Origin of the sequence: Stenotrophomonas bentonitica, from assembly GCF_002887735.1 — a bacterium.
GTDB lineage: Bacteria > Pseudomonadota > Gammaproteobacteria > Xanthomonadales > Xanthomonadaceae > Stenotrophomonas > Stenotrophomonas bentonitica_A.
The window spans coordinates 77628-97861 of the sequence record NZ_PKQP01000005.1; the positions used below are offsets into that span (position 1 = coordinate 77628).

Consider the following 20234-nt stretch of genomic DNA (forward strand, 5'->3'; position numbering starts at 1 on the left):
GTTCTCTCTTCAGTCCTTGGAGATGTTGTCCGGCAAATTTTTGACCAGCTCTGAGTGGAGATCGAAGGGTTCGGTTCTTAGAAGCTGCCGCTTTGCCATGCTCGGCGACATGCCCTTCTTCTCCACCAGGCTCCGGTAGATCACATTGAGAACCTCTCGAACTGAGTCGTCGGGCTCCCCTGTGAATCCCCCCTTTGCATGCTCTCCGCCTTCCGCAGCTTCAAGCCAGATTCTCTGCACGGGGATAGTTTCTTCGAGGACACGCAGCATCGCTTCAACCTTGGTGCCGTACGCTGCGTCATCCAGCAGTTCTTTCACCGCTGCATGCGTACGGTCGACACGGTAGCGTCGCCCTGTCACCGTCTCTCTCGACTGCCACACGGGTACAACCTCGTCGCGGCGGCCCAGCGATGAATTCGAATGCGCCCGATGCAGGAATACCTTGCGCGCCCTGTCGCGCGCGTCTTCGGCCAAGCGGTAGAGCTGATCCCGCAGTGCAGCGGGAGGATGAGCGGATGACTTGCGGATGTCGATCTTCCATTGCGCATCAAGATCGTTGGGCAGGTCCAGCCGGATGCGTGCGAGCCTGTGAGCCTCGTCCTTGGACCAGGAGCGTCCACGTCCCAGGCCGAGCCAGCTGCCTGCAACCAAAAGTCTCCGTCCACGATAGATGTAGAAGCCTTGCTGACTCGACCATCCCTCGATTCCGCCCGCTTCAGCGTAGGCCTTGTCGTTGAGGCGGTCCTTGTGGGGCAGCACGAAGGCCTGGCTGGTGATTCTCAGACCACCTTCGCCAACGCTCGACTCGGGGGACCTCCAGGTTGCCGGATTTGACGACAGGAATGGGTCCCATGGTCTAACTGCCTTCCCGTTGAGCCGCAGCTCAATGCCGGGGCCGCTGCCGTCAAGATAGCGGTGGAAGATCATTGCGAGGTGGCGCTCCACGTCGTCAATGAGGTCAAGGAAATGCCTGCTTGTGAAGCCTTCAGTGACAATCCGATCGAGTTGTTCCCACAGGACTACTGTCCCTGATGACTGGGCAGTGTGCGTTACCAGGCGTGGCTCTGAGGATGACTCGGGTCCATCAAGAAGGTGCCACTCGCCATCAGGATCTGAAGCAAGGACATCCAGATCCCAGCGCAGGCAGCTCGATTGACCATCCTTGATGCTCAGAACGGTCAGCCTTCTGGCTTGTGAAAAGGATGCTGTCTTCAATCCCAGGCCAAAGCGACCCAAGTCCGATGCCCCCCGTGCGTCCAATGGGTTGCGGTCGCCGAGGCGCATCGCGCTGAAGAGCTCAGCATCGTTCATGCCTCTACCGTCATCGGCAATGGATATCCAGCTGTCTACTCCATACCAATTGAACCCGATCTCCACTTGGCTGGCGCCAGCAGAGATGCTGTTGTCCACCAAGTCTGCTAGTGCCGTGGCCGTCGTGTAGCCCAGGCCTCGCAGGGCCTCAACCATGGCGTCAGCCCTGGGGGGAGCATTTCGGCCTTGCGGCCTACCTTTACTGTTCTGCTGCATCGTCAGCCTCCGGCTTTCCATTGACCAACTCCCTGAGGCGTCGCGATGGGTGGCGCATCAGTCTTAGCGCCTTGGACTCAATCTGACGTATCCGCTCTCGAGTCACGCCAAAGATCTGGCCGACTTCCTCCAATGTCTTGTCGTTGCCGTCGATCAATCCAAACCGATGTCGGATGACTTCAGCTTCTCTTGAACCAAGCGCACCTAGGCAGTCATCGATCGCTCGCCTACGCAGATATCCATCAGTGACTTCCTCAGGCGGCTGAAAGGTATCTGGAGTGGCGAGGACCAAATCTGCTGTCTCATCCTGCTGGTCCCAAGAGACCGCGTCGTGCGCCACATTCAGCAACTTTGCTACATCTCCAACTGATAGATCGCAGACCTTGGCGATGTCATCGGCGCGCACGTCATCGAATGAGTCTTCACGAAGGACTCTGACTGCCTTCGAAACCTTGTTGACCTTTTCCATGACGTGTATGGGCAACCTTATGACACGCGCTGTGTCTCCGATGGCCCGTCCAACGGACTGTTTCAACCACCACATTGCATACGTAGAAAATTTGTTGCCCCTTGCGTAATCGAATCTGTCGATAGCCTTGAGCAGGCCTATCAGGCACTCCTGAATGCGATCCATGCGTGGCAGCGTGCTCCACGCGTGGCTGTCTGCCACGTGCACTGCGAGTCGAACGTTTGCATGGAACATCTCGAGCTCGAGGCGCGACAGACGCTGCACCGCTCTACGCAGTAGTACGCTTGTGCACCCAGCTGCCCTGAACTCCTTGTCAAACCGTTTAACGGTCGATGAGGTCAGCTCCAGCGCAGATACTGCGGTCAATGCATCCCTAGCAAGACCTTGGTTGTCTGGATTTTCCTGGAAGGCGAAACATCCGCAGCGTGCGCTTTCCAGCATGTCGCTCAGGTTGAGTCCACTGACGGGCCGGGCCGGGGCTGGATCATCATCGGCGTCATCCGAGGCGTCGAGAAGATCGCTGGCGCGCTCATCGTCTTCGCTGCTGATGTGGCTGATTTGGCCGACTGAGACGCGACCCCGCTCAAAGTCTGTGGCTAGGCCTGCTATCGACGCGACAGCATGGGGGCTCTCTGCGATGGCGCGATACGCATCCTTGAGGGACAAGTCCAGCAGAAGCCCCATTCGTTCTTCGCCCGTACGGTCAAGCAGGACAGACGACTGGGCAATCTTTGCGAAGTGGAAGTAGGGATCGTTCGTCATGGACGCGAGATCCTGCATGAACTGCTCCGATTCACCGATATCGCTGTCTGATGTTGGTTCGCTCTCCTGTTCTAGATGCAGAGGAGGTAGCCACTCATCATCGACTTCCGGTACGGCGTCAATCTGGCCCATAAGGACAGTGAGCTGGCGAAGTACATCGCCCCTCTCATCGCCTTCAATCTCACGGGAGATGACCTCAAGGTCAAGAGGATTGAAGTTGCCCTCCATCTGGGCGCGATGAACTAGCGCTTCGAAGAGTCCATGTGTCGAGCTGTGATTGAGCTCCCGCACCAGTGAAATTTCGGCGTGACTTGGGAGTAGCTTCGCGAGGTCATTCCAGTCCTCATCGTTATCGACAATTACGTGCTTGGAAATGACCTCCTGCACGACCTGTATTGTCGATCGAAGCGAGGGATCCTCCAGCGGCGCTTCGGTCGCGACTTCTTCCTCCCAAGTGGCAAAGAACTCGGATTCGAATTCAGCACCGTCGGGAGAGGAGTTCTGTCTGGAGTCAGTGGCTCGCGTTTGAGCAGATTCCTCGGCCTCACCATCACCTTCATTGCTCCAGAGGCCGTCCAGCGTGGCTGGTGAATCGTCAGCCTTCTGGACTGCAAGCCGCTGAACTTCGAGAGCATGCTCCGAAATCAGGCGGCAGAGATCCAGATGCCCTTTGGATGCGGCAAGCATATGTAGTGTCCGCCCCTGCTGGTCGCGTGCTTCTACGTCACCCCCGAGTTGAAGGTAGCGCAGAACATGCTCCGCATCGCCGCGAAGCGCGGCGAGTCGAAGGAGCGGCTTCAGCGATGATTGCCGCTTGTCCCCGGCGCTGGCTTCACTGCCAGCCCGGGTACCTGTAGAGCCCAGGGACTCCATTTCCCCTTGATTCATTGGTTCCCCCTGTTGAACCCTTCGCCTAGCTGAGTATCGACCACACGACTCGGGCGATCTGTCTGGCAATCAAAGGCGGAACTGCATTTCCGACCTGTACAAATTGTTGAGTCCTATTGCCGAGGAAAACATAGTCGTCCGGGAACGACTGTAGCCGGGCAGCCTCTCTGACCGTGAGACTTCGGCACTGGCGAGGATCCCAATGGATGAACGCGTGACCATCTCTCGAAAGGTGGCTGGTCACCGTATTTGAAGGCTTGCCCTTGAGCTGAACGCGGAAGCGATCCGAGAACGAACCACTTTCCCAGTTCAAGTGATCAGGCGCGAGCTTCTTTGGGAAGTCACGGCTGGTCGGTGATCTGTCGTGCTCGCGCGCGAATGCCGCGCAGAAGAGGTAGCGCCCGAGGTCGGATTTCATGTGCCCCCGAGTCTCATGGTTGAGCACGGAGTGCTGCGAGTCGCTCTTGAGCTGCTTGACGTAAGGGTTGCTGTCCTGGGTGTACTTGATCGAGCCGCGCGGAAGCCCGCCGGATGGAACAATCGAGCTGAGCTTCTCGATCAGCTCTGGATGGGATTTGCCCAGAATCCGGACCAAGCGATCCCTCTCCGATTCCATGGCCTTCCGCCATTCTTCGGGATCGTCCTGTTTGCGGCTCAGTCCGCTTCTCAGCCTGGGAAGCCCCTCGAGGGCTTTCTTTACACTGACCGGCTCTGCGGCATTGAGGCCGGGCAAGTCCTCGATTCCATCGGGAAGAAGATCTTCCCGGACACCCATGATAATGACCCGGTGTCTCGCCTGTGGAATTCCGTGGTTCTCACACTTGATGATGAATGCAGACGGATCCTCCGCGACAAGTTCGCTGGTCCGCTTCTGATTCTCCTCAACGTGGATAGGAAGAAGCACATAGCGATACCCGTTCTTTCCCCCCTTCTTTTCCCTTTTCAGGGCTGTAGCAGGGTCGGAGAGATCGCGCATGATTGCAGCGAACATCTCCTTGTTGCCAACCTTGGAAGTCAGGATTCCCTTGACGTTCTCCATGATGAAGACAGCGGGTGAGAACTCGTCAAGAAGACCCAGGTATTGCTTGTAGAGGAAATGCTTCTTGTCGCCCTTTGAGGAGAACCCCTCCACATGCCGCTGGCGAGCCCGGCCTACGACGGAGTAAGCCTGGCACGGGGGGCCTCCGATGAGGATCATCTTCTCGTACTGATCCTTGACCTCGTTGATCCGTGAATAGAGGGCCTGATTGTCCCGCTCTTCTCCCAGGGTGAGGTTGAGCGCTTCTCGCTCGGCTTCAGCCCACAGGTCGCTCCATCGACCGTGTCCGAAGTGTGTTGCCGGAGGAAGGGCGTCGCCCTTCGCAGTTTCATCCAGATAGTCGTAGTACTCTTGCGGGACCTGGCCTTCCTGCCGGATGAGAAGGCGATAGAAGGCCCTGAGACGGAGAGTCGAATGCGCAGACTTCTCCATTTCAGCGGATACCGCGAGTTCGAAGGGGTACTTGGCACCTTCTTCGGGCTTGAAGCTGCTGAACCCTTCGCCCAGGCCACCGGGGCCGGCAAAGATATCAATTACACCGATGGGCTTACGTACTGCGGTCAAGACGGAGTCTCTGCTAGATGGTTGATGTGATGAGCCCGGCTGTTCGGTCAGCACTGATGTCGAGAATCAGGGCTAGGAACACTAAGCCGGAGGTCACTGTCCGAAGGCAACTTTGGGCGCGTGGGTTCCGCTTTCGACTTCATGCGAAGGGCCTCGCAGGAAAGCCTGACCTTGTGCTTCCAAAATGGAAGGCCGCGGTGTTCGTACACGGATGCTTCTGGCATCGCCATGAGGGTTGCCCTCTCTTCAGACTGCCGAAGACACGAGCAGACTTCTGGGATGCAAAACTCTCCGCCAATCGACAGCGCGACCTGGCGGTAGTCAGGTCGCTTCTGGACATGAGCTGGCGCGTGGCAGTTGTATGGGAGTGCGCTATCCGACTCGACTCCAGTGCCGCGAGTGATTGCCTTTCTGAATGGATATCCAGTGGCCGAAAGGGAATAGAGATCCGGGCCAGCGACGGCACAGTAATCTGTGGAGACTTGGATGGTGGTCAATCGTGAAAAATCCATCTGTCTACGATCATTCCCTTGTTCATTTTCGCGTTCAAAAAGGGCGCCGCTCCTGATCCAGGATGTCGGCCCCAATCTGTCTGCGGCAGGGTTCAGTGCTCCACTCTGAATGCCTGAGCCGCGCCCCCCGACGCATGACGGGATCATACCAGGGTAGAAGCCCCTGTCGCTGATTCTTTAGTCGCGCCGGGTGCCCATAGGAGCAATTGCCTAATGCCTGAGCCGCTGGAGTCAGCCGCTGAGCCGCTTGGCGTCGACACACTCATGCCGCCGAACTTGCTGCGCCACAGATAGTACGAAGCCTCGCTGAAGCCTTGCTGGCGGCACAGGACTTTGATGGCCATGCGCGCCTCAACTTCGCGCAGGAAGCCGATGATCTGTTCCTCGGAAAGGCGTTCTTCACGTCCGATCTCCCTGTCATTGAGGATTGGACTCCAAATTGTTGCGCTACTCAAACTCGGGCGCGTCGGCCCTTGCAATCATCGTGGCCGGTAGCACTAGCAGCGGCAGCAGTGCTTACCGGTTCCCTCTTCACTGGCATCAGCGTAATAGCAGTAGTCAGCGTCGGCGATCCTGCCTTCTTCCCGAAGCACAAGCGCTCTTCAGCTGACACCAGCTTCATGCTGCATGGCAGCCGCGGCCCCGTCCTGGCGACTACATGGCCTGTGGCTGCACCCACCCTCCCGCCCTGCTACCATTCCCCCGCAAACCCAGCCAGCCCACCCAGCGCAGACAGATGCGGGGCCGGCCGTCACATGTACGGCCCAGCGAGCCAGGACACCCTCCCGTGCCTCTTCAAGGAAGCTCGCATGCTCTGCAATTCCGTAATCCGCTCGGCCGCCCTGGCCTTCGCCATCTCCCTGAGCCTTGGCGCCCCGTCCGCGTTCGCCGCCGAACAGACCACCGCATCCGCCAGCACCGCCGCTGTCCAGCGCAAAGCGGTCGCTCAAGGCCTCTATGAGCTGGCCTTCAGCCCCAAGCAGAACGCCGTGTTCGTTGCCTCCTCGGGCGGCTTCGGCGACGCCGCCGGTCCGTCCCAGGTGCTGCGCCTGAATCCGGAAACCCTGGCCGTCGAAACCGCCATCCCGCTGGAGCGCAAGGCGTTCGGTGTGGTGCTGGACGATGCCAACGACCGCCTGTACGTCGGCAACACCGTCGATACCTCGGTCACCGTGGTCGACACTGCCACCAATAAATCGGTCGGCATCGTGCAGTTGATGGAGAAGAAGGTCGGCAAGGACGGCAAGGCCGCCTACACCCACGATCTGCGCGAGCTGGTCGTTGATGGCGCCAACAACCGGCTGTACGTCACCGGTCACTCGGGTGAGGGCAGCGTGCTGTTCGTAGTGGACACGCAGTCGCTGAAGGTCATCAACACCATTCCGGGTCTGGGCAACGCCAAGGCACCGGGTCTGGCGCTGGATGCCAAGGCCAAGCGCGTCTACACCTCCAACCTGCTGGCCGAGCTCGTCACCGTCGGCACCGATAGCGGCAAGGTCGAGCAGCGCTTCAAGGTCAGTGCCGAGCAGCCGATGAACATCGCGCTGGATCCGGCCGGCAAGCGCCTGTTCGTGACCGACCAGGGCTCGGAAATGATCCGCAAGTACCAGGCCAGCAGCTCGGGCTTCGAATCGAAGCATCCGGGCCAGCGTGTGCTGGTGCTGGACCGCACCACCGGCAAGGAACTGGCCAGCATTCCGACCGATGCCGGCCCGCTGGGCATCCTGCTGGATGCACCACGCAAGCGTCTGTACGTGACCAACCGCGATGGCGGCACCGTCACCGCGTACAACAGCGACACCTACAAGCAGGTGGCGACGTACGCGGTGCCGACGCATCCGAACAGCCTGGCGCTGGACGCGAAGAAGAACGTGCTGTACGTGACCGTCAAGAACGGTGACAGCGAGCCGAAGGGCAGTGAAGAGTCTGTTGCTCGGATTGCGCTCTAACGCACTGCAGCTGGAACAGGGACCGGCCGCCTGGGGCGGCCGGTTTCGTATGCGTTGCACTGGATGGACTGTTCCCGCGTAGGCCATGATGCGAGACTGGCGCAACGCCCGCGGTATTCGTACGCATGAACAGATCAAGGATGGCAGTTAGACGTATCTCGACGCACGAGATAGACGTGGTCAGGCGCGCTGTGCAGTCCGCGCCGGTGGAAGGCATACAGCTCCCTTCATTGGAAAACTTGGAATCCCTCAACGTAGTCAGCCGTTGTGGCTGCGGTTGCGCATCCGTGGACTTCAGGCTCCTAGGAGCGGGAGAGATCGCCGAGGTGGTTGCCGACGCAATCGGCGAGACATCCAGCGGCGAAGAGGTGGACGTGCTTGTCTTTGGCCTCAACGGCCGTATTACCGGCCTGGAGATCGTGGGGTACTCGGATTCTCCGGCGGACCTGCCCATTGCGTCGACGGTGCGTCGTCAGATGGGATTTGACGACCAACGTCAATGAATCGTGGCATGAGCACTTTCTGAGACGCCTATCTGTGCGACGCCCTGCCTACGGAACCGCACGGCCACGAAGCAACACATAGCTGGCGCAGCTCGCACAACGCTCGGTCAACGGGGTCTGCCGCAGTGCAGCGCTCAGCGCCGCTCGGGATGCAGGGTGCCCACCCAGGCCATGCAGCAGCAGGGTGACAGCCAGCCCGCAGCAGGCGCCCTCGGCAGGGCCGGGCAGCCCGTCAGGCGTGCCGGTAGCAGCCTCCGGCGTGATCTCACGACAATCCATGTACCGGCTCCCACTTTCGACGATGCCCCATCGCAACTATCGTCCTGAGATGTCGCAGATCCTGAGATCGTGGCCTCTGATTCCTCCCTCTCACCTGTGAACACCCCGGCCGGCATCAGTCAGCCCTGTGCACGTCACGTCAGCGACATCGCGCTTTCTTTCACGGCTCACCCAACCCCCTCTCCCTAGGATCGAACTTTCCTTCCTCATCGCTCCAAGGAGTTCCCATGGCTGCTTCCCGCGTTCGCCTGCACGTTGAAGATTCCGGTGGTACCGGTCGCCCGGTGGTCCTGATCCATGGCTGGCCGCTGTCGGCCGAATCGTGGAAGGCCCAGGTCCCCGCACTGCGTGATGCGGGCTACCGCGTGGTGGCCTACGACCGCCGTGGTTTCGGGCGCTCGGACAAGCCGGCCGATGGCTACGAGTACGACACGCTCGCCGATGATCTGGCCGGTGTGATCGAGGATCTCGACCTGAAGGACACCACCCTGGTCGGCTTCTCCATGGGCGGTGGTGAAGTGGCGCGCTACGCCGCCAAGCACGGCGAATCGCGCCTGCACAGCGTGGTGTTCGCCTCGGCGGTGCCGCCGTACATGCTCAAGACCAGCGACAACCCCGAGGGCCCGCTGACCCAGGAAAAAGCCGATGAAATGCGCGCGGGCCTGGAGAAGGATCGTGACACGTTCTTCGATGGCTTCACCAAGGATTTTTTCAGCGCCAACGGCGAGCTGAAGGTGAGCGAGGAAGAGCGCCAGGCCGCGATCACGCTCTGCAGGCAGTCCGACCAGACCGCTGCGCTGGGCTGCATGAAGGCCTTCGGCACGACCGACTTCCGCAGCGACCTCAAGAAGGTGACGGTGCCGACCCTGGTGCTGCACGGTGACAGCGATGGCACGGTCCCGTTCGAGGGATCGGGCAAGCGCACCCATGCGGCCATCGCCGGCAGTGAGGTGGTGGTGCTGAAGAACGCGCCGCATGGCTGCAATGCCAGCCACGCCGATGCGTTCAACAAGGCGCTTCTGGACTTCCTGAAGAAGTGAGTCGCAGCTCGCTCTTCGCAGTACGCGCCCGGCACGTTGCGATGACGTGTCGGGCGTTCTTGTACGCTGCACCGGCTTAGCGCGAATGCAACGCTACTCCACACGAGACCACCCATGCGCCAGTCCCAGACACCGCCCTGGAAGAAGCCCAGTCCCAATGGGAAGAAAAAGTCGCAGCCGCTCTCCGAGGCGCAGAAACATGCGGCACGTCAGCGTGCCGAGGAGAACGGGCGGCGCTATCCCAATCTGGTCGACAACATGTGGGCGGCCAAACTGCCACGCGGCAGTTGACCAGCCCCTTGCTCAGCGCTTGACCGCGAGCACCCCGTCCATCGCCAGCTCGGCCTTGAAGCCTGCCTTTTCCAGCCGCTTGGCGACCTCGCGCGGCACATCGCGGCCGCTGGTCAGCTTGTTCGGCGCACCGGTGTAGTGGAACATCCGGCCGCCCTTGCGGATGACGCGCGCGAGCTGGTCGTAGAACACCTGTGAATACAGTTCGCCGGCGATGCCGAAACGCGGCGGATCGTGCAGGATCGCATCGACCGAGGCCGTCTCCAGCCCTTCGATCTCCTGCGACACGTCACCTTGGCTCAGCGCCAGCCGACCGCCGCTGCTTTCCGCGTCCGGATCGGGCGACCACGGATTGAGCGTGCGCAGCCACAGCACATCCGGATCTTTCTCGAACGAGCGGATACGGGTGACCCCGCCTTCCAGGCAGCACGCGGCGAAGTAGCCCAGGCCGCCGCAGGTATCCAGCACGGTCTTGCCGGCTGGCGCGATCAACGCGACCTTGCGGCGGGCATCCTCGAACGGGGAGACCTGCGCGCTGGGCAGCATCTTGATGCCGTCGATCTCGAAGGTCGGCGCGTCCCAGTCGGTTGGCACCAGCTTGATCAGCGCCGAGCCGAAGCGCGAGATCGCCAGGAATTCCTCGCCGTCCCAGTAGTACAGGGTGCGGTCCTTGGTCTTGCCGGGATAGGCGTAGGTCTCACCCTTCCACTGCCAGTGGTCGGCCGCCAGCGTGGCGGTGCCGGTGGAGCGGCCGAGGTCGAGCGAGCCGGTCCATTCCCCGGTGCCGGCATCGCGGGCGCGGGTCAGGCTCTCGGCGAGCGGGCGGGTCAGCAGGGGGCCGGTGTAATGGGGCACGGGATCCAGGGCCGCGGCGCAGGCGCCAGGCGGTATGTCAGTCAGGGGTGGGCATCGTACCTGAGAAGGTGGAGACGCCGCCTGACTGGACGTCCGCCTTGCATTCCGGTGCCACATCAACCTTCAGTGGGCCGCCAACCAAGTCGGGTCAAGAGGCGACTTGGACGCCCAGTCGGGGTAGCTATCGATAGCGCTTGTTGCCCCCTGACGTTATGCAGTATCGACCTCCCCTCGGCCCAAAGCAGTTGTTGGAAGAGGAACAGGGGCAACCGCTCCCGGAAGAGAATGATGTCCTTGAGGCACTGGGCGCCGGACCTGCATCCCTTGCGCTGCGAGAGGCGCGCGCGGACGTCTTGCTAGCGCAACCGGGAGCAGCGCACAGGCGTTCAGACGAGACCCACTTCATCGGCTTCCCGTCGGCTGATATGCGTACCCACGAAGCATCTTGACCATGCACCGTGACGCTGTCCGAGCGTCTGAGTTTTCCCACCACTTTCCCGTTTGGTGACGAACGAACGTTGAGAGCGTCGGCATCAACATATCGCTCTTCCAGGTCGGGTTCGGCAGCGACTGGCAATTGAGAAACTGCAATTGACTGCTGCGGTTCCGAAAGCTGTCGCGGTACGTCTTCACTCTTGCGGCTGCAAAGCCCGACCAGCACCGCGAAGAACGCAACGACTACGAATCCTGGCCCGTTTCCAGATCGCTTCCTTGTCATTTGACTTCCTCTTCCTTGCCTCGTGGCGTCAAAGTGCCAGCTGCCACCGATGCCACCGTGGACCCGTTCACATGCGGGCCTGTCCAGAACCCTCGTCCTGGGACGAGACCTGCAGTGTGTGCCAGCAACCCGGCGGCTAAAGACGGAACTTGGACGACTGTGTTGTGGACACAATTCTGACCCACTTTCCCGTATGTGGAGGACCATAGCCTGTGTAGTGGGCTGATCGCCACCCGTGGTGAGGCCACCCACACTGGAGCCATGTCCTACGACCACCTCCTCTGGCCTACCGGCACCGCCTACTTCTTCAGCGCGCACCTGCGCGATCGCAGCAGCAGCTTGCTGGTGGAACAGGCGCAGACCCTGCGGCTGGCGTTCCGGGTGGCGCAGCAGGCGCGGCCGTTCCGGATCAACGCGATCGTGGTGCTGCCGGACCATCTGCATGGGGTGTGGACATTGCCGGAGGGCGATGAGGAGGGTCATCGCCGTTGGGCGCAGGTCCAGGCGATCTTCGACCGGCAGTTGCCGATGGTTGATCCGCGGCTGCAGCTGCGGCGGGACCGCAGCCTGCGGCCCCTATGGCACAACGGCTTCCGCGAGCACCGGATCGTTGACGCCGAGGACCTGCAACGGCACGTGGCCTATGTGCACCACAACCCGGTCAAGCACGGGCACGTGAGGGATGCGACGCAATGGCCGTACAGCTCGATCCACCGCGGTCGCCGCGAGCCGGAGGAGCCAGGCTGAGGATTGGAGATGGGGATGGGGTTCCCGCCTGTGTACGACCGCGGGCGGGGATGTTGGGGATGGGGGTCGCGGACCGGGCCACCGGTGCGGGCGGGCGGTTGCCGCCCGTATCAGTGGCCCGGTGGGCGGGATCCGGAAACCTTGCCCATCATGGGCACTTCACCGGAAACACCGGGCCGGCGCCGATCAGCACCAGCGCCATGTAGTCGCTGTCCTTGGCCTTGCCCTTGAGCGTGGCGCCTGGGTTGAACTTGAAGATGCCGAAGCCGCCACCGGGGCGGACCAGCGCTTTGTTGATCTGGTCGGCATCGTCGCGGAAGAACTGGGCGATCTCGGCGCGGCTGGATTCCTGTAGCGGCGTGGCATCGCGCTGCCATTGCTCATCGCGGTTGAAGGACACGTAGTACTGGCCGCTCTGCTGCTCGATGCGGAATTCGGCCGGCTTGCGCGCGTGGGTGGCATAGCAGCCGAGCATCGGATCGGAGGAGAACACGCCGGCGCTGTTGTCCTTGCCGCAGCCGGTCAACAGCAGCGGCGACAGGAAGAGCAGGCTGGGCAGTACACGCATGGCAGATCCTTGGCGGCGGGTGTGGGAGCATTGTCCAACACGGCGTGAAAAGATGCCGTCTGCGTGCCCCGTGCCCCGTCGTCGGCAGGCAATGGTGTACGGTGACGCGATTCTCAGGAGACCCCTCGTGCCGCCAGATTCTCCGCAAGCGCCGCGCCCATCGTCTGTCGCACCGATGTCGGCTCAACGGCTACCGCTGCTTGGTCTGGTCAGCTTCTTCGGCCTTCCCGTCGGGGCGGCCGCCGCGCATATCGCCACCGCCGCCAACCACGGGGTCACCGCCGGCGCCAGCACCACCGGCGTCTCGATCGGCGTACTTGCTTCAGCAGCCGTCGGCCTGATCGCCACGGTCGGCTCGCGCGTCCGTCAGGAGCGCTGGCCGTGGCTGGGCATCGTCGGTGCGGTGCTCAGTGCGGCGCCGCTGGTGCTGTTCCTGGTCGGGATGATGTTCAAGCACTGAGCCGGGCCGTCCGCTCAATGCCGGTGCCGCCGCCAGGCATTCCACACGTGCGTGCTGGCCAGCAGCAGGCTGCCGACCACGGTCATCGGGGTTTCGGCGTCGTGGCTCGGCCAGCCCATGGCGCCGGCCAGCAGCAACAGGAGTCCGATCGCCGCGCCGGCCATCGCCAGCACGGGCAGGCGATGCTGGCGGTGGGCGCGCCACAACGCGAAGCCGGTCACCGGCGCGGCGATGGCCACGAACAGGGCATGCACCCACTCGGCCTGGGCCCACACGCCCATCAGCGGGAGCATCGCCGCGAGCAGCGGCAGGGCCAGGCAGTGCAGCAGGCATAGGCCGGAAAGCGCAATGGCGCCGGCATCCAACAGGGCAGAGGATCGCTTCATGGGGCGTGGGGCCTTGGTCAGTGAATGTTATATAGTAACATTTCATTCCCCTTCCTGACCTGCTCTGCCATGACTGCCTCTGCCTCCTTTGATTCGCGTCTGCCGGTCACCGTGCTGTCCGGCTTCCTGGGCGCCGGCAAGACCACCCTGCTCAATCAGCTGCTGCGCAACCGCGAGGGCCGCCGGGTCGCGGTGATCGTCAACGACATGAGCGAGATCAACGTCGATGCGCAGTTGGTGCGCGAGGGTGGCGCTGCGTTGAGCCGCACCGAGGAGACGCTGGTGGAGTTCAGCAACGGCTGCATCTGCTGCACGCTGCGCGATGACCTGCTGCAGGAGGTGCGCCGGCTCGCGGCGGAGGGGCGCTACGACTACCTGCTGATCGAGTCGACCGGGATCGCCGAGCCGATGCCGGTCGCGGCAACCTTCTCGGTGCGCGATGAGGATGGCTTCAGCCTCAGCGACATCGCGCGGCTGGATACGCTGGTGACGGTGGTCGATGGCGCGCGGTTCCTGCACGACTTCGGCTCAAGTGACCGGCTGACCGACCGCGGCCAGCAGGCCGGTGAGGACGACGACCGCGGTGTCGTGAATCTGCTCGCCGAGCAGATCGAGTTCGCCAACGTGATCGTGGTGAGCAAGTGCGATCTGATCGACGATGACACGCTGCAGTCCACGCTCGCCGTGCTGCGTGCCATGAACCGCGATGCGCGGCTGGTGATGTCCGAGCAGGGCAATGTGCCGCTGCACGAGGTCCTTGATACCGGCCGCTACGATTTCGTCAAAGCGCAGTTGGCGCCGGGCTGGATGCAGGCGCTGCGTGGCCAGCACACGCCCGAGACCGAGGAGTACGGCATCACCAGCTTCGTCTACCGCTCGCGCCGGCCGTTCCACCCGCAGCGTTTCGCACGGCTGCTGGAGACCGGGCTGGGCAGTGTGATCCGCAGTAAGGGTTTCTTCTGGCTGGCCAACCGCATGGACTGGGTGGGCGAGCTCTCCAGCGTCGGTGCCGCCACCCAGACCTCGGCTGCCGGCTTCTGGTATGCCTCGCGCGAGCGCATGGAGGCTGGTCTGGAAAACACCGCGCCGCTGCTGCCGCCCACGCGCGTGCCCTATACGGATATCGGCTGGGCCCGCCAGCAGGCGGCGTGCTGGACCGCGCCGCTGCCCAGCGTGGAGCAGGTCGGCGATGCCGGTGAGTACCAGGCGATGCGCAGGCTGTGGCATCCGTGGTGGGGCGACCGCCGCCAGGAACTGGCGGTGATCGGCGTGGCGATGGACGAGCACGCGGTGCGTGCCGAGCTGGATGCCTGCCTGCTCAACGATGAAGAACTGCGCGCCGGCCCGCTGTTGTGGCAGTTGTTGCCGGACGCTTTCCCGGCGTGGGCGCGCGCGTAGCCGCCGGCGCTACACCGGCGTCAGCTGCCAGCCCTGATCAGATGCGCGCAGGGTATGGCTCAAGCCGACCGCCTCCAGCAGCGCGGCATCGTGCGAGACGATCATCAACGTGCCGGTGTACTGACCGAGCATCTGCTCCAGCGCGGTCAGCGAGGGCAGGTCGAGGTGATTGCCGGGTTCGTCGAGCAGCAGCAATTGCGGCGGCGTCTGCGCGTACAGCACGGACGCCAGCGCCGCCTTCAGGCGTTCGCCACCGCTGAGCGTGCCCAACGGCCGCAGGCTGCGCTCGGCATCCAGGCCGAGCAGGGCCAACTGCGTGCGCAGCGTACCTTCGTCGGCCAACGGATGCGCGCGCTGCAGCAGTGACAGCGCCGAGGCATCGCCCGGCAGCATCGTCAGCGACTGATCGAGCAGGGCGACACTGGCCGCCACCTCGACGTGCCCCGACACCGGCGCCAACGTGCCGGCCAGCAACCGCAGCAGCGTGGATTTGCCGCTGCCGTTGCGGCCCTGCACCCCGATCCGCTGGCCGCGCTGCACGGTGAGATCCAGCGTGTTCCAGGGCGCCTGCACCCACGGCAGTTCGGCGGCGACGAGCTCGGCCACGCGCTGGGGGCCCGGCTGGCTGATCACCGGGGCAAGCAGGGCGATCTCGATGTCCTGCTCCACCTCGCCGGCGGCCTCGCGCACGCGCGCGTCCAGTTCGGTACGGCGCTCGTTCTGCTGTGCCTGCCAGCGGCCGGCAGTGTGCTCGCTGCGGTTCTTCATGCCACCGAGCAGGATCGGTGCCTGGTTGGCGGTGCGTGCATCGCGTGTAGCGCGCGCCTGCCGATGCGCCATCTTCTCGCGCTGATCGCGCAGCTCGGTCTGCTGATGGCGGCGCTCGCGCTTGCGCAGGGCCAGCTCGGCCTGGGCACTGCGCCGCTCGCCGTGTTTCTGTTCGGCGTAGAGATCGTAGTTGCCGCCGTACTGGCGCAGCCCGCTTGGCGACAGTTCGACGATGCGCGTCATGTGCCGCAGCAGCGTACGGTCGTGGCTGATCACGATCAGGCCGCCGTGCCAGCGCTGCAGCGCGTCGATCAGGCGCTCGCGATGGTCGGCATCAAGATGGTTGCTGGGTTCATCCAGGATCAGCCCCTCGGCACCGGACAGGAACGCACCGGCCAGTGCGACCTGCATCGCTTGGCCACCGCTGAGCGTCGCTGCCGGCTGCAGGGGATCGAGCGCAGGCAGCCCGAGCAGGTGCCACTGTGCCTGCAGCTGCTCGCGTAGATCCCAGCGCTCACCCACGCAGCTGAAATCGTCGGGATCGACGCTGCCGGCTTCGATGCGGAGCAGGGCATCGAGCACCGCACCGACCCCGGCCAGGTCGGCGATGCGGCCCTCGGGTACGCCGCTGTGCTGGGTGAGCAGGTGCACCGGCCCACTGCGCGGGATGCGGCCGGAGGTGGGCGCGAGATCGCCGCTGAGCAAGCGTGCGAGCACGCTTTTGCCCACGCCGTTGCGCCCGACCAGACCGGTCGGGGTGCCGTCGAACGCGGCGGACAGTTCGGAAAACAGGACCCGGCCGTCGGGCAGGGTATGCGTCACGCGGTCGAGCGTGAGAGCGAATGCGGTCATGCGACCTCCATTGGATGCCAAGGACTCCCCTCCTGCGGAACAGGTGGGTGGAGACGGGCCGTCAGACGACGGCGGCATCAATGGCGCATGTAGGCTTACCTCGGCAACAAAGGCGGCTGGCTGCCGCGCGGCCAGTATAGAACCGCGCGGCGGCGGGCCGATGAACGCGGCCTGCTCAGCAGCTGCTCAGCAGCTCACGCCGGTCAGCCGCGCGCTGATGAAATCGATGAAGACCCGCAGCTTGGGCAGCACATGGCGGCCGGAGGGCCACAGCAGGTAGAAGGTGCCGCAGGCATGGATGCGGTCGGCCATCACCCGCTGCAGCCGACCGTCGGCCAGTGCCTCGCGCACCGAGTGCTCGGGGATGTAGGCGATGCCGCGCCCGGCCAGCGCGAAGGCCAGCCGCGCTTCGATGGTGTTGCTGACCATCGAGACCGGCAGTGCCAGTGGCGCAGCGCCTGGCGTCTGCGGCAGCGGCCACGGTTCGAGCTTGCCGCTGCTGGGGAAGCGGTAGTGCAGGCAGTCGTGGTGCAGCAGGTCCTCGGGCACACGTGGCGTACCGCGCCGGGCCAGATAGTCCGGCGAGGCCACCAGGTAGCGCGGAAACACGCCGAGTTGCCGGGCACTCAGACGCGAGTCGGTGGGCTCGCTGACCCGCAAAACGGCGTCGAAACCCTCCTCGATCACATCCACCAGCCGGTCATCGAAATCCAGCTCCAGGCGGATGCCGGGATAAGCCGCCATGAACTCGGTGAGCAGCGGCAGCGAGATGTCGCCGACCAGCGGCAGGCTGACCCGCAGCACCCCCGTGGGTGCCTCGGTCTGCTGGACCAGCTCGTCACGGGCGGCGTCACGCTCATCCAGGATGCGCCGGCATCGGACCAGGAAGCGCTCTCCCTCGGCGGTGAGGGTGATGCTGCGGGTGCTGCGGTGGAACAGCCGCACGCCGAGTGCCTGTTCCAGCCGCGACACGGTCTTGCCGGCGGCCGAGGCGGAGATGCCGAGCATGCGGCCGGTCTCGACGAAGCTGCGGGTGTCGGCGACCTGCACGAAGGTCTGCAGGTTGCCGAGGTTGTCCAAGGCTGACATGGGTGGGGGCATGGGGAGGAAAGCGGGCACTGTAACCGTCGGCAGGGCCTGCGGGGCGGGAGGTGCAGCCATCGGCCCGCAACACTGCGGTGCGCCAGGCGCCGGTTGGGGTGAAAGACCTTGCGGGGAGGGCGCTTCACCGATTGCGGCCCTGCAGGTCCGGAATGTGCGGAACGCCAACCGGCTGTTTCGGCAGGCGCTCGCGGCCTACGGTGGCGCTCCCTCACCTCCCGGCGCCGCCATGTCCTCCTTCCCTGACCTCCGCGACCCCACGCGCCCGCTGGATGCGGCCCCCACCCGGGTGCACCCATGAGCGGTCACGCGGTCGATACCAGCGCCGTGCCCCTGCCCAACGCGGCCACCCGATTGCCTTTCGGTGGTCTGCTGGCGCTGGCCTGCGCGGGCTTCATCACCATCCTCACCGAGGCATTGCCGGCGGGCCTGCTGTCACCGATGAGCGCCGATCTGGGCGTCAGCCGCGCGCTCGTCGGGCAGCTGGTCACCATCTACGCCCTGGGCTCGCTGGTTGCCGCACTGCCGATGACCGCATTGACGCGGCGCTGGCCACGCCGCCCGCTGCTGCTCACCGCGATCGCCGGTTTCGTGGTGGTCAATACCATCACCGCGATGACACATCACTACGGCCTGATGCTGGTCGCACGCTTCTGCGCCGGCATCAGCGCGGGCCTGCTGTGGTCGCTGGTGGCGGGGTACGCCAGCCGCATGGTGGTGCCGCAGCTGCAGGGCCGGGCGATCGCGGTGGCGATGGTCGGCACGCCGCTGGCACTGTCGCTGGGCATCCCCGCCGGTACGCTGCTCGGCCAGACCATCGGCTGGCGCTGGGCGTTCGGGTTGATGTCGCTGCTCAGCGTGGGCCTGCTGGTGTGGGCGCGGCTGGCGCTGCCGTCGTTGCCGGCCCCGGGCGCAGCGGCCCAGCAGCCGTTGGGCAACGTGCTGCGCCTGCGCGGCATGCGCACCGCGCTGATGACGATGTTCCTCTACGTGTTGGCGCACAACGTGCTCTACACCTACATCGAGCCGTTTGCGTCGCTGTCCGGCGCGGCGGCGTGGCTGGATCGCCTGTTGCTGGTGTTCGGGGTGGCCGCGCTGGTCGGCATCTGGATCACCGGACTGCTGGTGGATCGCTGGCTGCGCGCGCTGGTGATCGCAAGCACCGTGGCCTTCGCACTCTCGGCAGTGGCGTTCGGCCTGTGGCCCGGCTCGCCGTGGGTACTGGTGATCGGGACAGTGGTGTGGGGCATATCCTTCGGTGGCGTTCCCACGCTGTTCCAGACCGCGGTGGCGCGCCGTGCGGACGAGGCCGGGGACATCGCGCAGTCCTTCGTGGTGACCGGCTGGAACCTGGCCATCGCGCTGGCGGGCATCCTCGGCGGCGTGATGCTGGAAACCGTCGGCGAACGCTGGCTGCCAGCGGTCCTGCTGGTACTGCTGCTGGCCACGTTGATGGTGGTGTTGCGCCAGCCGCGCGCCTGGGCACCGATCACGCACTGAGCCCAGCCGCCGCACCCGGCAAGATGGAGCGTGATGCCCGGCGCTATGCTGGGGCCAGGTATCGCGATGGGAGCAGCGGGTGCGCAAGGGAGTTCTTCGAAGTGCTGTGCTGGCCCTGTTGTGCCTGGCCGGCATCGCCCACGCGGCGGCGCCGGAGCGGCGCATCGCGCTGACCATCGACGATCTGCCCTGGCAGCGCCTGGACGAACGCGCCGAGCCCGAGCTTGCCGCCCGGCATGCGCAGCTGATCGCGGCCCTGAAGCGGGCCGACGTGCCGGTGGTGGGCTTCGTCAACGAGGTCAAGCTGGAGGTGGACGGGCAGGTGCAACCGGCGCGGGTGCAGATGCTGCGCGACTGGCGCGATGCCGGCGTTGAGCTGGGCAACCACACCTACGGGCATGTCGACCTGCATGCGATCGGGCTGGCCGCCTACGAGCAGGACATCCTGCGCGGCGAGGCGACGCTGCGTCCGTTGCTGGCCGAGACCGGGCAGGCGCCGCGCTGGTTCCGGCATCCGTACCTGCGTGCCGGGCAGTCGCCGCACGAACGCGCGGCGCTCGGGGAGTTCCTGCAGCAGCACGGGTATCGGGTTGCACCGGTCACGGTCGACAACAGCGAGTGGATCTGGGCGTTCGCCTACGATCATGTGCGCGATACCGACACCGATCCTGTCTCGCGCGAGGCGCGCCTGCGCCAGCTGCGCCGTGGCTACGTGCCGTACATGCTCAAGAAACTGGACTACTACGAGCAGCAGGGCCAGCAGCTGCTGGGCCGGCTGCCGGCGCAGGTGTGGCTGATCCATGCCAACGCGCTCAGTGCCGACTGCGTGGAGGAGCTGGTCGCGGCCACGCGCCGGCGGGGCTATCGCTTCATCTCGCTGGAGGCCGCCTTGCAGGATCCGGCCTATCAGCATCCCGATGGCTACAACGGCGCCGGTGGCATCAGCTGGATCCAGCGCTGGGCGATGGCGGAAAACAAACCGAAGGCCTTCTACGCAGGCGAGCCGCCGGTGCCGGCATGGGTGATGACGCTGGCCGGGCTCGAGCGGGAATGATGCG

General features: G+C 64.2%; 20 protein-coding genes and 1 pseudogene. 10 read left to right on the plus strand and 11 right to left on the minus strand.

Features of this window, described 5'->3' with window-relative positions; translation table 11 throughout:
* Positions 1-9: 9 nt before the first annotated feature.
* From C0R07_RS11220 to C0R07_RS11230, 3 genes are read right to left on the minus strand one after another with little or no spacing between them, the layout of a single operon-like run.
* Positions 10-1548 carry an ATP-binding protein gene (locus C0R07_RS11220; protein WP_343125362.1) on the minus strand — a complete coding sequence of 513 codons (1539 nt, stop codon included), beginning with the start codon at positions 1546-1548 and terminating at the stop codon, positions 10-12.
* Positions 1511-3631, minus strand: coding sequence for a sigma-70 family RNA polymerase sigma factor (locus tag C0R07_RS11225; RefSeq protein WP_167390363.1), 2121 nt, complete (start codon positions 3629-3631; stop codon positions 1511-1513). Before C0R07_RS11225 ends, C0R07_RS11220 begins: the two co-directional genes overlap by 38 nt.
* A 40-nt stretch (positions 3632-3671) precedes the next feature.
* The gene (locus C0R07_RS11230; RefSeq protein WP_102788942.1) at positions 3672-5249 is read right to left on the minus strand and encodes a DNA cytosine methyltransferase; all 1578 of its coding nucleotides are present in this window, start codon (positions 5247-5249) and stop codon (positions 3672-3674) included.
* Between the two features lie 29 nt (positions 5250-5278).
* On the opposite strand from C0R07_RS11230, the gene C0R07_RS11235 reads away from it, so the two are divergent.
* Complete coding sequence (locus C0R07_RS11235) at positions 5279-5752, plus strand: very short patch repair endonuclease (RefSeq protein ID WP_302476391.1); 474 nt, start codon at positions 5279-5281, stop codon at positions 5750-5752.
* A 249-nt stretch (positions 5753-6001) separates the two neighbouring features.
* On the opposite strand, the pseudogene C0R07_RS11240 reads toward C0R07_RS11235, so the two are convergent.
* A pseudogene (locus C0R07_RS11240) lies at positions 6002-6171 on the minus strand (transposase); the annotation flags it as partial.
* Between the two features lie 399 nt (positions 6172-6570).
* Between C0R07_RS11240 and C0R07_RS11245 the strand changes: the two are divergent.
* Positions 6571-7710: a YncE family protein gene (locus tag C0R07_RS11245; protein ID WP_102788944.1), complete on the plus strand. Its 1140-nt coding sequence runs from the start codon at positions 6571-6573 to the stop codon at positions 7708-7710.
* A gap of 239 nt (positions 7711-7949) precedes the next feature.
* The gene (locus C0R07_RS11250; protein ID WP_146027603.1) at positions 7950-8213 is read left to right on the plus strand and encodes a hypothetical protein; all 264 of its coding nucleotides are present in this window, start codon (positions 7950-7952) and stop codon (positions 8211-8213) included.
* A gap of 48 nt (positions 8214-8261) precedes the next feature.
* On the opposite strand, the gene C0R07_RS19720 is transcribed toward C0R07_RS11250, so the two are convergent.
* Entirely contained in the window at positions 8262-8492 is a 231-nt protein-coding gene (locus C0R07_RS19720; RefSeq protein WP_146027604.1) for a hypothetical protein, read from the minus strand.
* 227 nt (positions 8493-8719) lie between these two features.
* On the opposite strand from C0R07_RS19720, the gene C0R07_RS11255 reads away from it, so the two are divergent.
* The gene (locus C0R07_RS11255) at positions 8720-9532 is read left to right on the plus strand and encodes an alpha/beta fold hydrolase (RefSeq protein ID WP_102788946.1); all 813 of its coding nucleotides are present in this window, start codon (positions 8720-8722) and stop codon (positions 9530-9532) included.
* A 114-nt stretch (positions 9533-9646) separates the two neighbouring features.
* Entirely contained in the window at positions 9647-9823 is a 177-nt protein-coding gene (locus C0R07_RS19915) for a hypothetical protein (RefSeq protein WP_167390364.1), read from the plus strand.
* A 12-nt stretch (positions 9824-9835) separates the two neighbouring features.
* Here C0R07_RS19915 and C0R07_RS11260 read toward each other — a convergent pair whose 3' ends face one another.
* Both C0R07_RS11260 and C0R07_RS20300 read right to left on the minus strand, forming a co-directional pair.
* Positions 9836-10678: a class I SAM-dependent methyltransferase gene (locus C0R07_RS11260; RefSeq protein WP_167390365.1), complete on the minus strand. Its 843-nt coding sequence runs from the start codon at positions 10676-10678 to the stop codon at positions 9836-9838.
* A 181-nt stretch (positions 10679-10859) separates the two neighbouring features.
* The gene (locus C0R07_RS20300; RefSeq protein ID WP_102788947.1) at positions 10860-11603 is read right to left on the minus strand and encodes an SH3 domain-containing protein; all 744 of its coding nucleotides are present in this window, start codon (positions 11601-11603) and stop codon (positions 10860-10862) included.
* Positions 11604-11657: 54 nt separating this feature from the next.
* Between C0R07_RS20300 and C0R07_RS11270 the strand changes: the two genes are divergently transcribed.
* A complete protein-coding gene (locus C0R07_RS11270; RefSeq protein ID WP_019185716.1) occupies positions 11658-12143 on the plus strand; it encodes an REP-associated tyrosine transposase in 486 nt (161 codons plus the stop codon).
* A 148-nt stretch (positions 12144-12291) separates the two neighbouring features.
* On the opposite strand, the gene C0R07_RS11275 is transcribed toward C0R07_RS11270, so the two are convergent.
* Positions 12292-12711, minus strand: coding sequence for a hypothetical protein (locus C0R07_RS11275; RefSeq protein ID WP_019185717.1), 420 nt, complete (start codon positions 12709-12711; stop codon positions 12292-12294).
* 175 nt (positions 12712-12886) lie between these two features.
* Between C0R07_RS11275 and C0R07_RS11280 the strand changes: the two genes are divergently transcribed.
* Positions 12887-13171, plus strand: coding sequence for a hypothetical protein (locus C0R07_RS11280; RefSeq protein ID WP_019185718.1), 285 nt, complete (start codon positions 12887-12889; stop codon positions 13169-13171).
* A 14-nt stretch (positions 13172-13185) separates the two neighbouring features.
* Here C0R07_RS11280 and C0R07_RS11285 read toward each other — a convergent pair whose 3' ends face one another.
* Complete coding sequence (locus C0R07_RS11285) at positions 13186-13557, minus strand: MerC domain-containing protein (RefSeq protein WP_046272885.1); 372 nt, start codon at positions 13555-13557, stop codon at positions 13186-13188.
* A gap of 69 nt (positions 13558-13626) precedes the next feature.
* Here C0R07_RS11285 and C0R07_RS11290 point away from each other — a divergent pair, with 69 nt between their 5' ends.
* Entirely contained in the window at positions 13627-14955 is a 1329-nt protein-coding gene (locus tag C0R07_RS11290) for a GTP-binding protein (protein ID WP_102788948.1), read from the plus strand.
* A gap of 9 nt (positions 14956-14964) precedes the next feature.
* Here the strand turns inward: C0R07_RS11290 and C0R07_RS11295 are convergent, their stop codons facing one another.
* Together C0R07_RS11295 and C0R07_RS11300 are read right to left on the minus strand one after the other, a co-directional pair.
* Complete coding sequence (locus C0R07_RS11295; RefSeq protein ID WP_102788949.1) at positions 14965-16575, minus strand: ABC-F family ATP-binding cassette domain-containing protein; 1611 nt, start codon at positions 16573-16575, stop codon at positions 14965-14967.
* A 186-nt stretch (positions 16576-16761) separates the two neighbouring features.
* Positions 16762-17664 (minus strand): LysR family transcriptional regulator, encoded by a 903-nt coding sequence (locus C0R07_RS11300; protein ID WP_102788950.1) that lies wholly within the window; start codon positions 17662-17664, stop codon positions 16762-16764.
* Positions 17665-17973: 309 nt separating this feature from the next.
* Between C0R07_RS11300 and C0R07_RS11305 the strand changes: the two genes are divergently transcribed.
* Both C0R07_RS11305 and C0R07_RS11310 read left to right on the plus strand, forming a co-directional pair.
* Complete coding sequence (locus C0R07_RS11305; protein WP_070471625.1) at positions 17974-19176, plus strand: MFS transporter; 1203 nt, start codon at positions 17974-17976, stop codon at positions 19174-19176.
* A gap of 79 nt (positions 19177-19255) precedes the next feature.
* Complete coding sequence (locus tag C0R07_RS11310; protein ID WP_070471626.1) at positions 19256-20230, plus strand: polysaccharide deacetylase family protein; 975 nt, start codon at positions 19256-19258, stop codon at positions 20228-20230.
* Positions 20231-20234 lie beyond the last annotated feature (4 nt).

What these genes read in the sequence shown, in the direction of transcription:
- C0R07_RS11220 (WP_343125362.1), bottom strand. Translation starts at nt 1,548, where the DNA reads ATGGAAAGCCGGAGGCTGACGATGCAGCAGAACAGTAAAGGTAGGCCG.
- C0R07_RS11225 (WP_167390363.1), bottom strand. Translation starts at nt 3,631, where the DNA reads ATGGAGTCCCTGGGCTCTACAGGTACCCGGGCTGGCAGTGAAGCCAGC.
- C0R07_RS11235 (WP_302476391.1), top strand. Translation starts at nt 5,279, where the DNA reads ATGAGCCCGGCTGTTCGGTCAGCACTGATGTCGAGAATCAGGGCTAGG.
- C0R07_RS11245 (WP_102788944.1), top strand. Translation starts at nt 6,571, where the DNA reads ATGCTCTGCAATTCCGTAATCCGCTCGGCCGCCCTGGCCTTCGCCATC.
- C0R07_RS19720 (WP_146027604.1), bottom strand. Translation starts at nt 8,492, where the DNA reads ATGGATTGTCGTGAGATCACGCCGGAGGCTGCTACCGGCACGCCTGAC.
- C0R07_RS11255 (WP_102788946.1), top strand. Translation starts at nt 8,720, where the DNA reads ATGGCTGCTTCCCGCGTTCGCCTGCACGTTGAAGATTCCGGTGGTACC.
- C0R07_RS19915 (WP_167390364.1), top strand. Translation starts at nt 9,647, where the DNA reads ATGCGCCAGTCCCAGACACCGCCCTGGAAGAAGCCCAGTCCCAATGGG.
- C0R07_RS20300 (WP_102788947.1), bottom strand. Translation starts at nt 11,603, where the DNA reads ATGGTCCTCCACATACGGGAAAGTGGGTCAGAATTGTGTCCACAACAC.
- C0R07_RS11270 (WP_019185716.1), top strand. Translation starts at nt 11,658, where the DNA reads ATGTCCTACGACCACCTCCTCTGGCCTACCGGCACCGCCTACTTCTTC.
- C0R07_RS11275 (WP_019185717.1), bottom strand. Translation starts at nt 12,711, where the DNA reads ATGCGTGTACTGCCCAGCCTGCTCTTCCTGTCGCCGCTGCTGTTGACC.
- C0R07_RS11280 (WP_019185718.1), top strand. Translation starts at nt 12,887, where the DNA reads ATGTCGGCTCAACGGCTACCGCTGCTTGGTCTGGTCAGCTTCTTCGGC.
- C0R07_RS11285 (WP_046272885.1), bottom strand. Translation starts at nt 13,557, where the DNA reads ATGAAGCGATCCTCTGCCCTGTTGGATGCCGGCGCCATTGCGCTTTCC.
- C0R07_RS11290 (WP_102788948.1), top strand. Translation starts at nt 13,627, where the DNA reads ATGACTGCCTCTGCCTCCTTTGATTCGCGTCTGCCGGTCACCGTGCTG.
- C0R07_RS11295 (WP_102788949.1), bottom strand. Translation starts at nt 16,575, where the DNA reads ATGACCGCATTCGCTCTCACGCTCGACCGCGTGACGCATACCCTGCCC.
- C0R07_RS11300 (WP_102788950.1), bottom strand. Translation starts at nt 17,664, where the DNA reads ATGTCAGCCTTGGACAACCTCGGCAACCTGCAGACCTTCGTGCAGGTC.
- C0R07_RS11305 (WP_070471625.1), top strand. Translation starts at nt 17,974, where the DNA reads ATGAGCGGTCACGCGGTCGATACCAGCGCCGTGCCCCTGCCCAACGCG.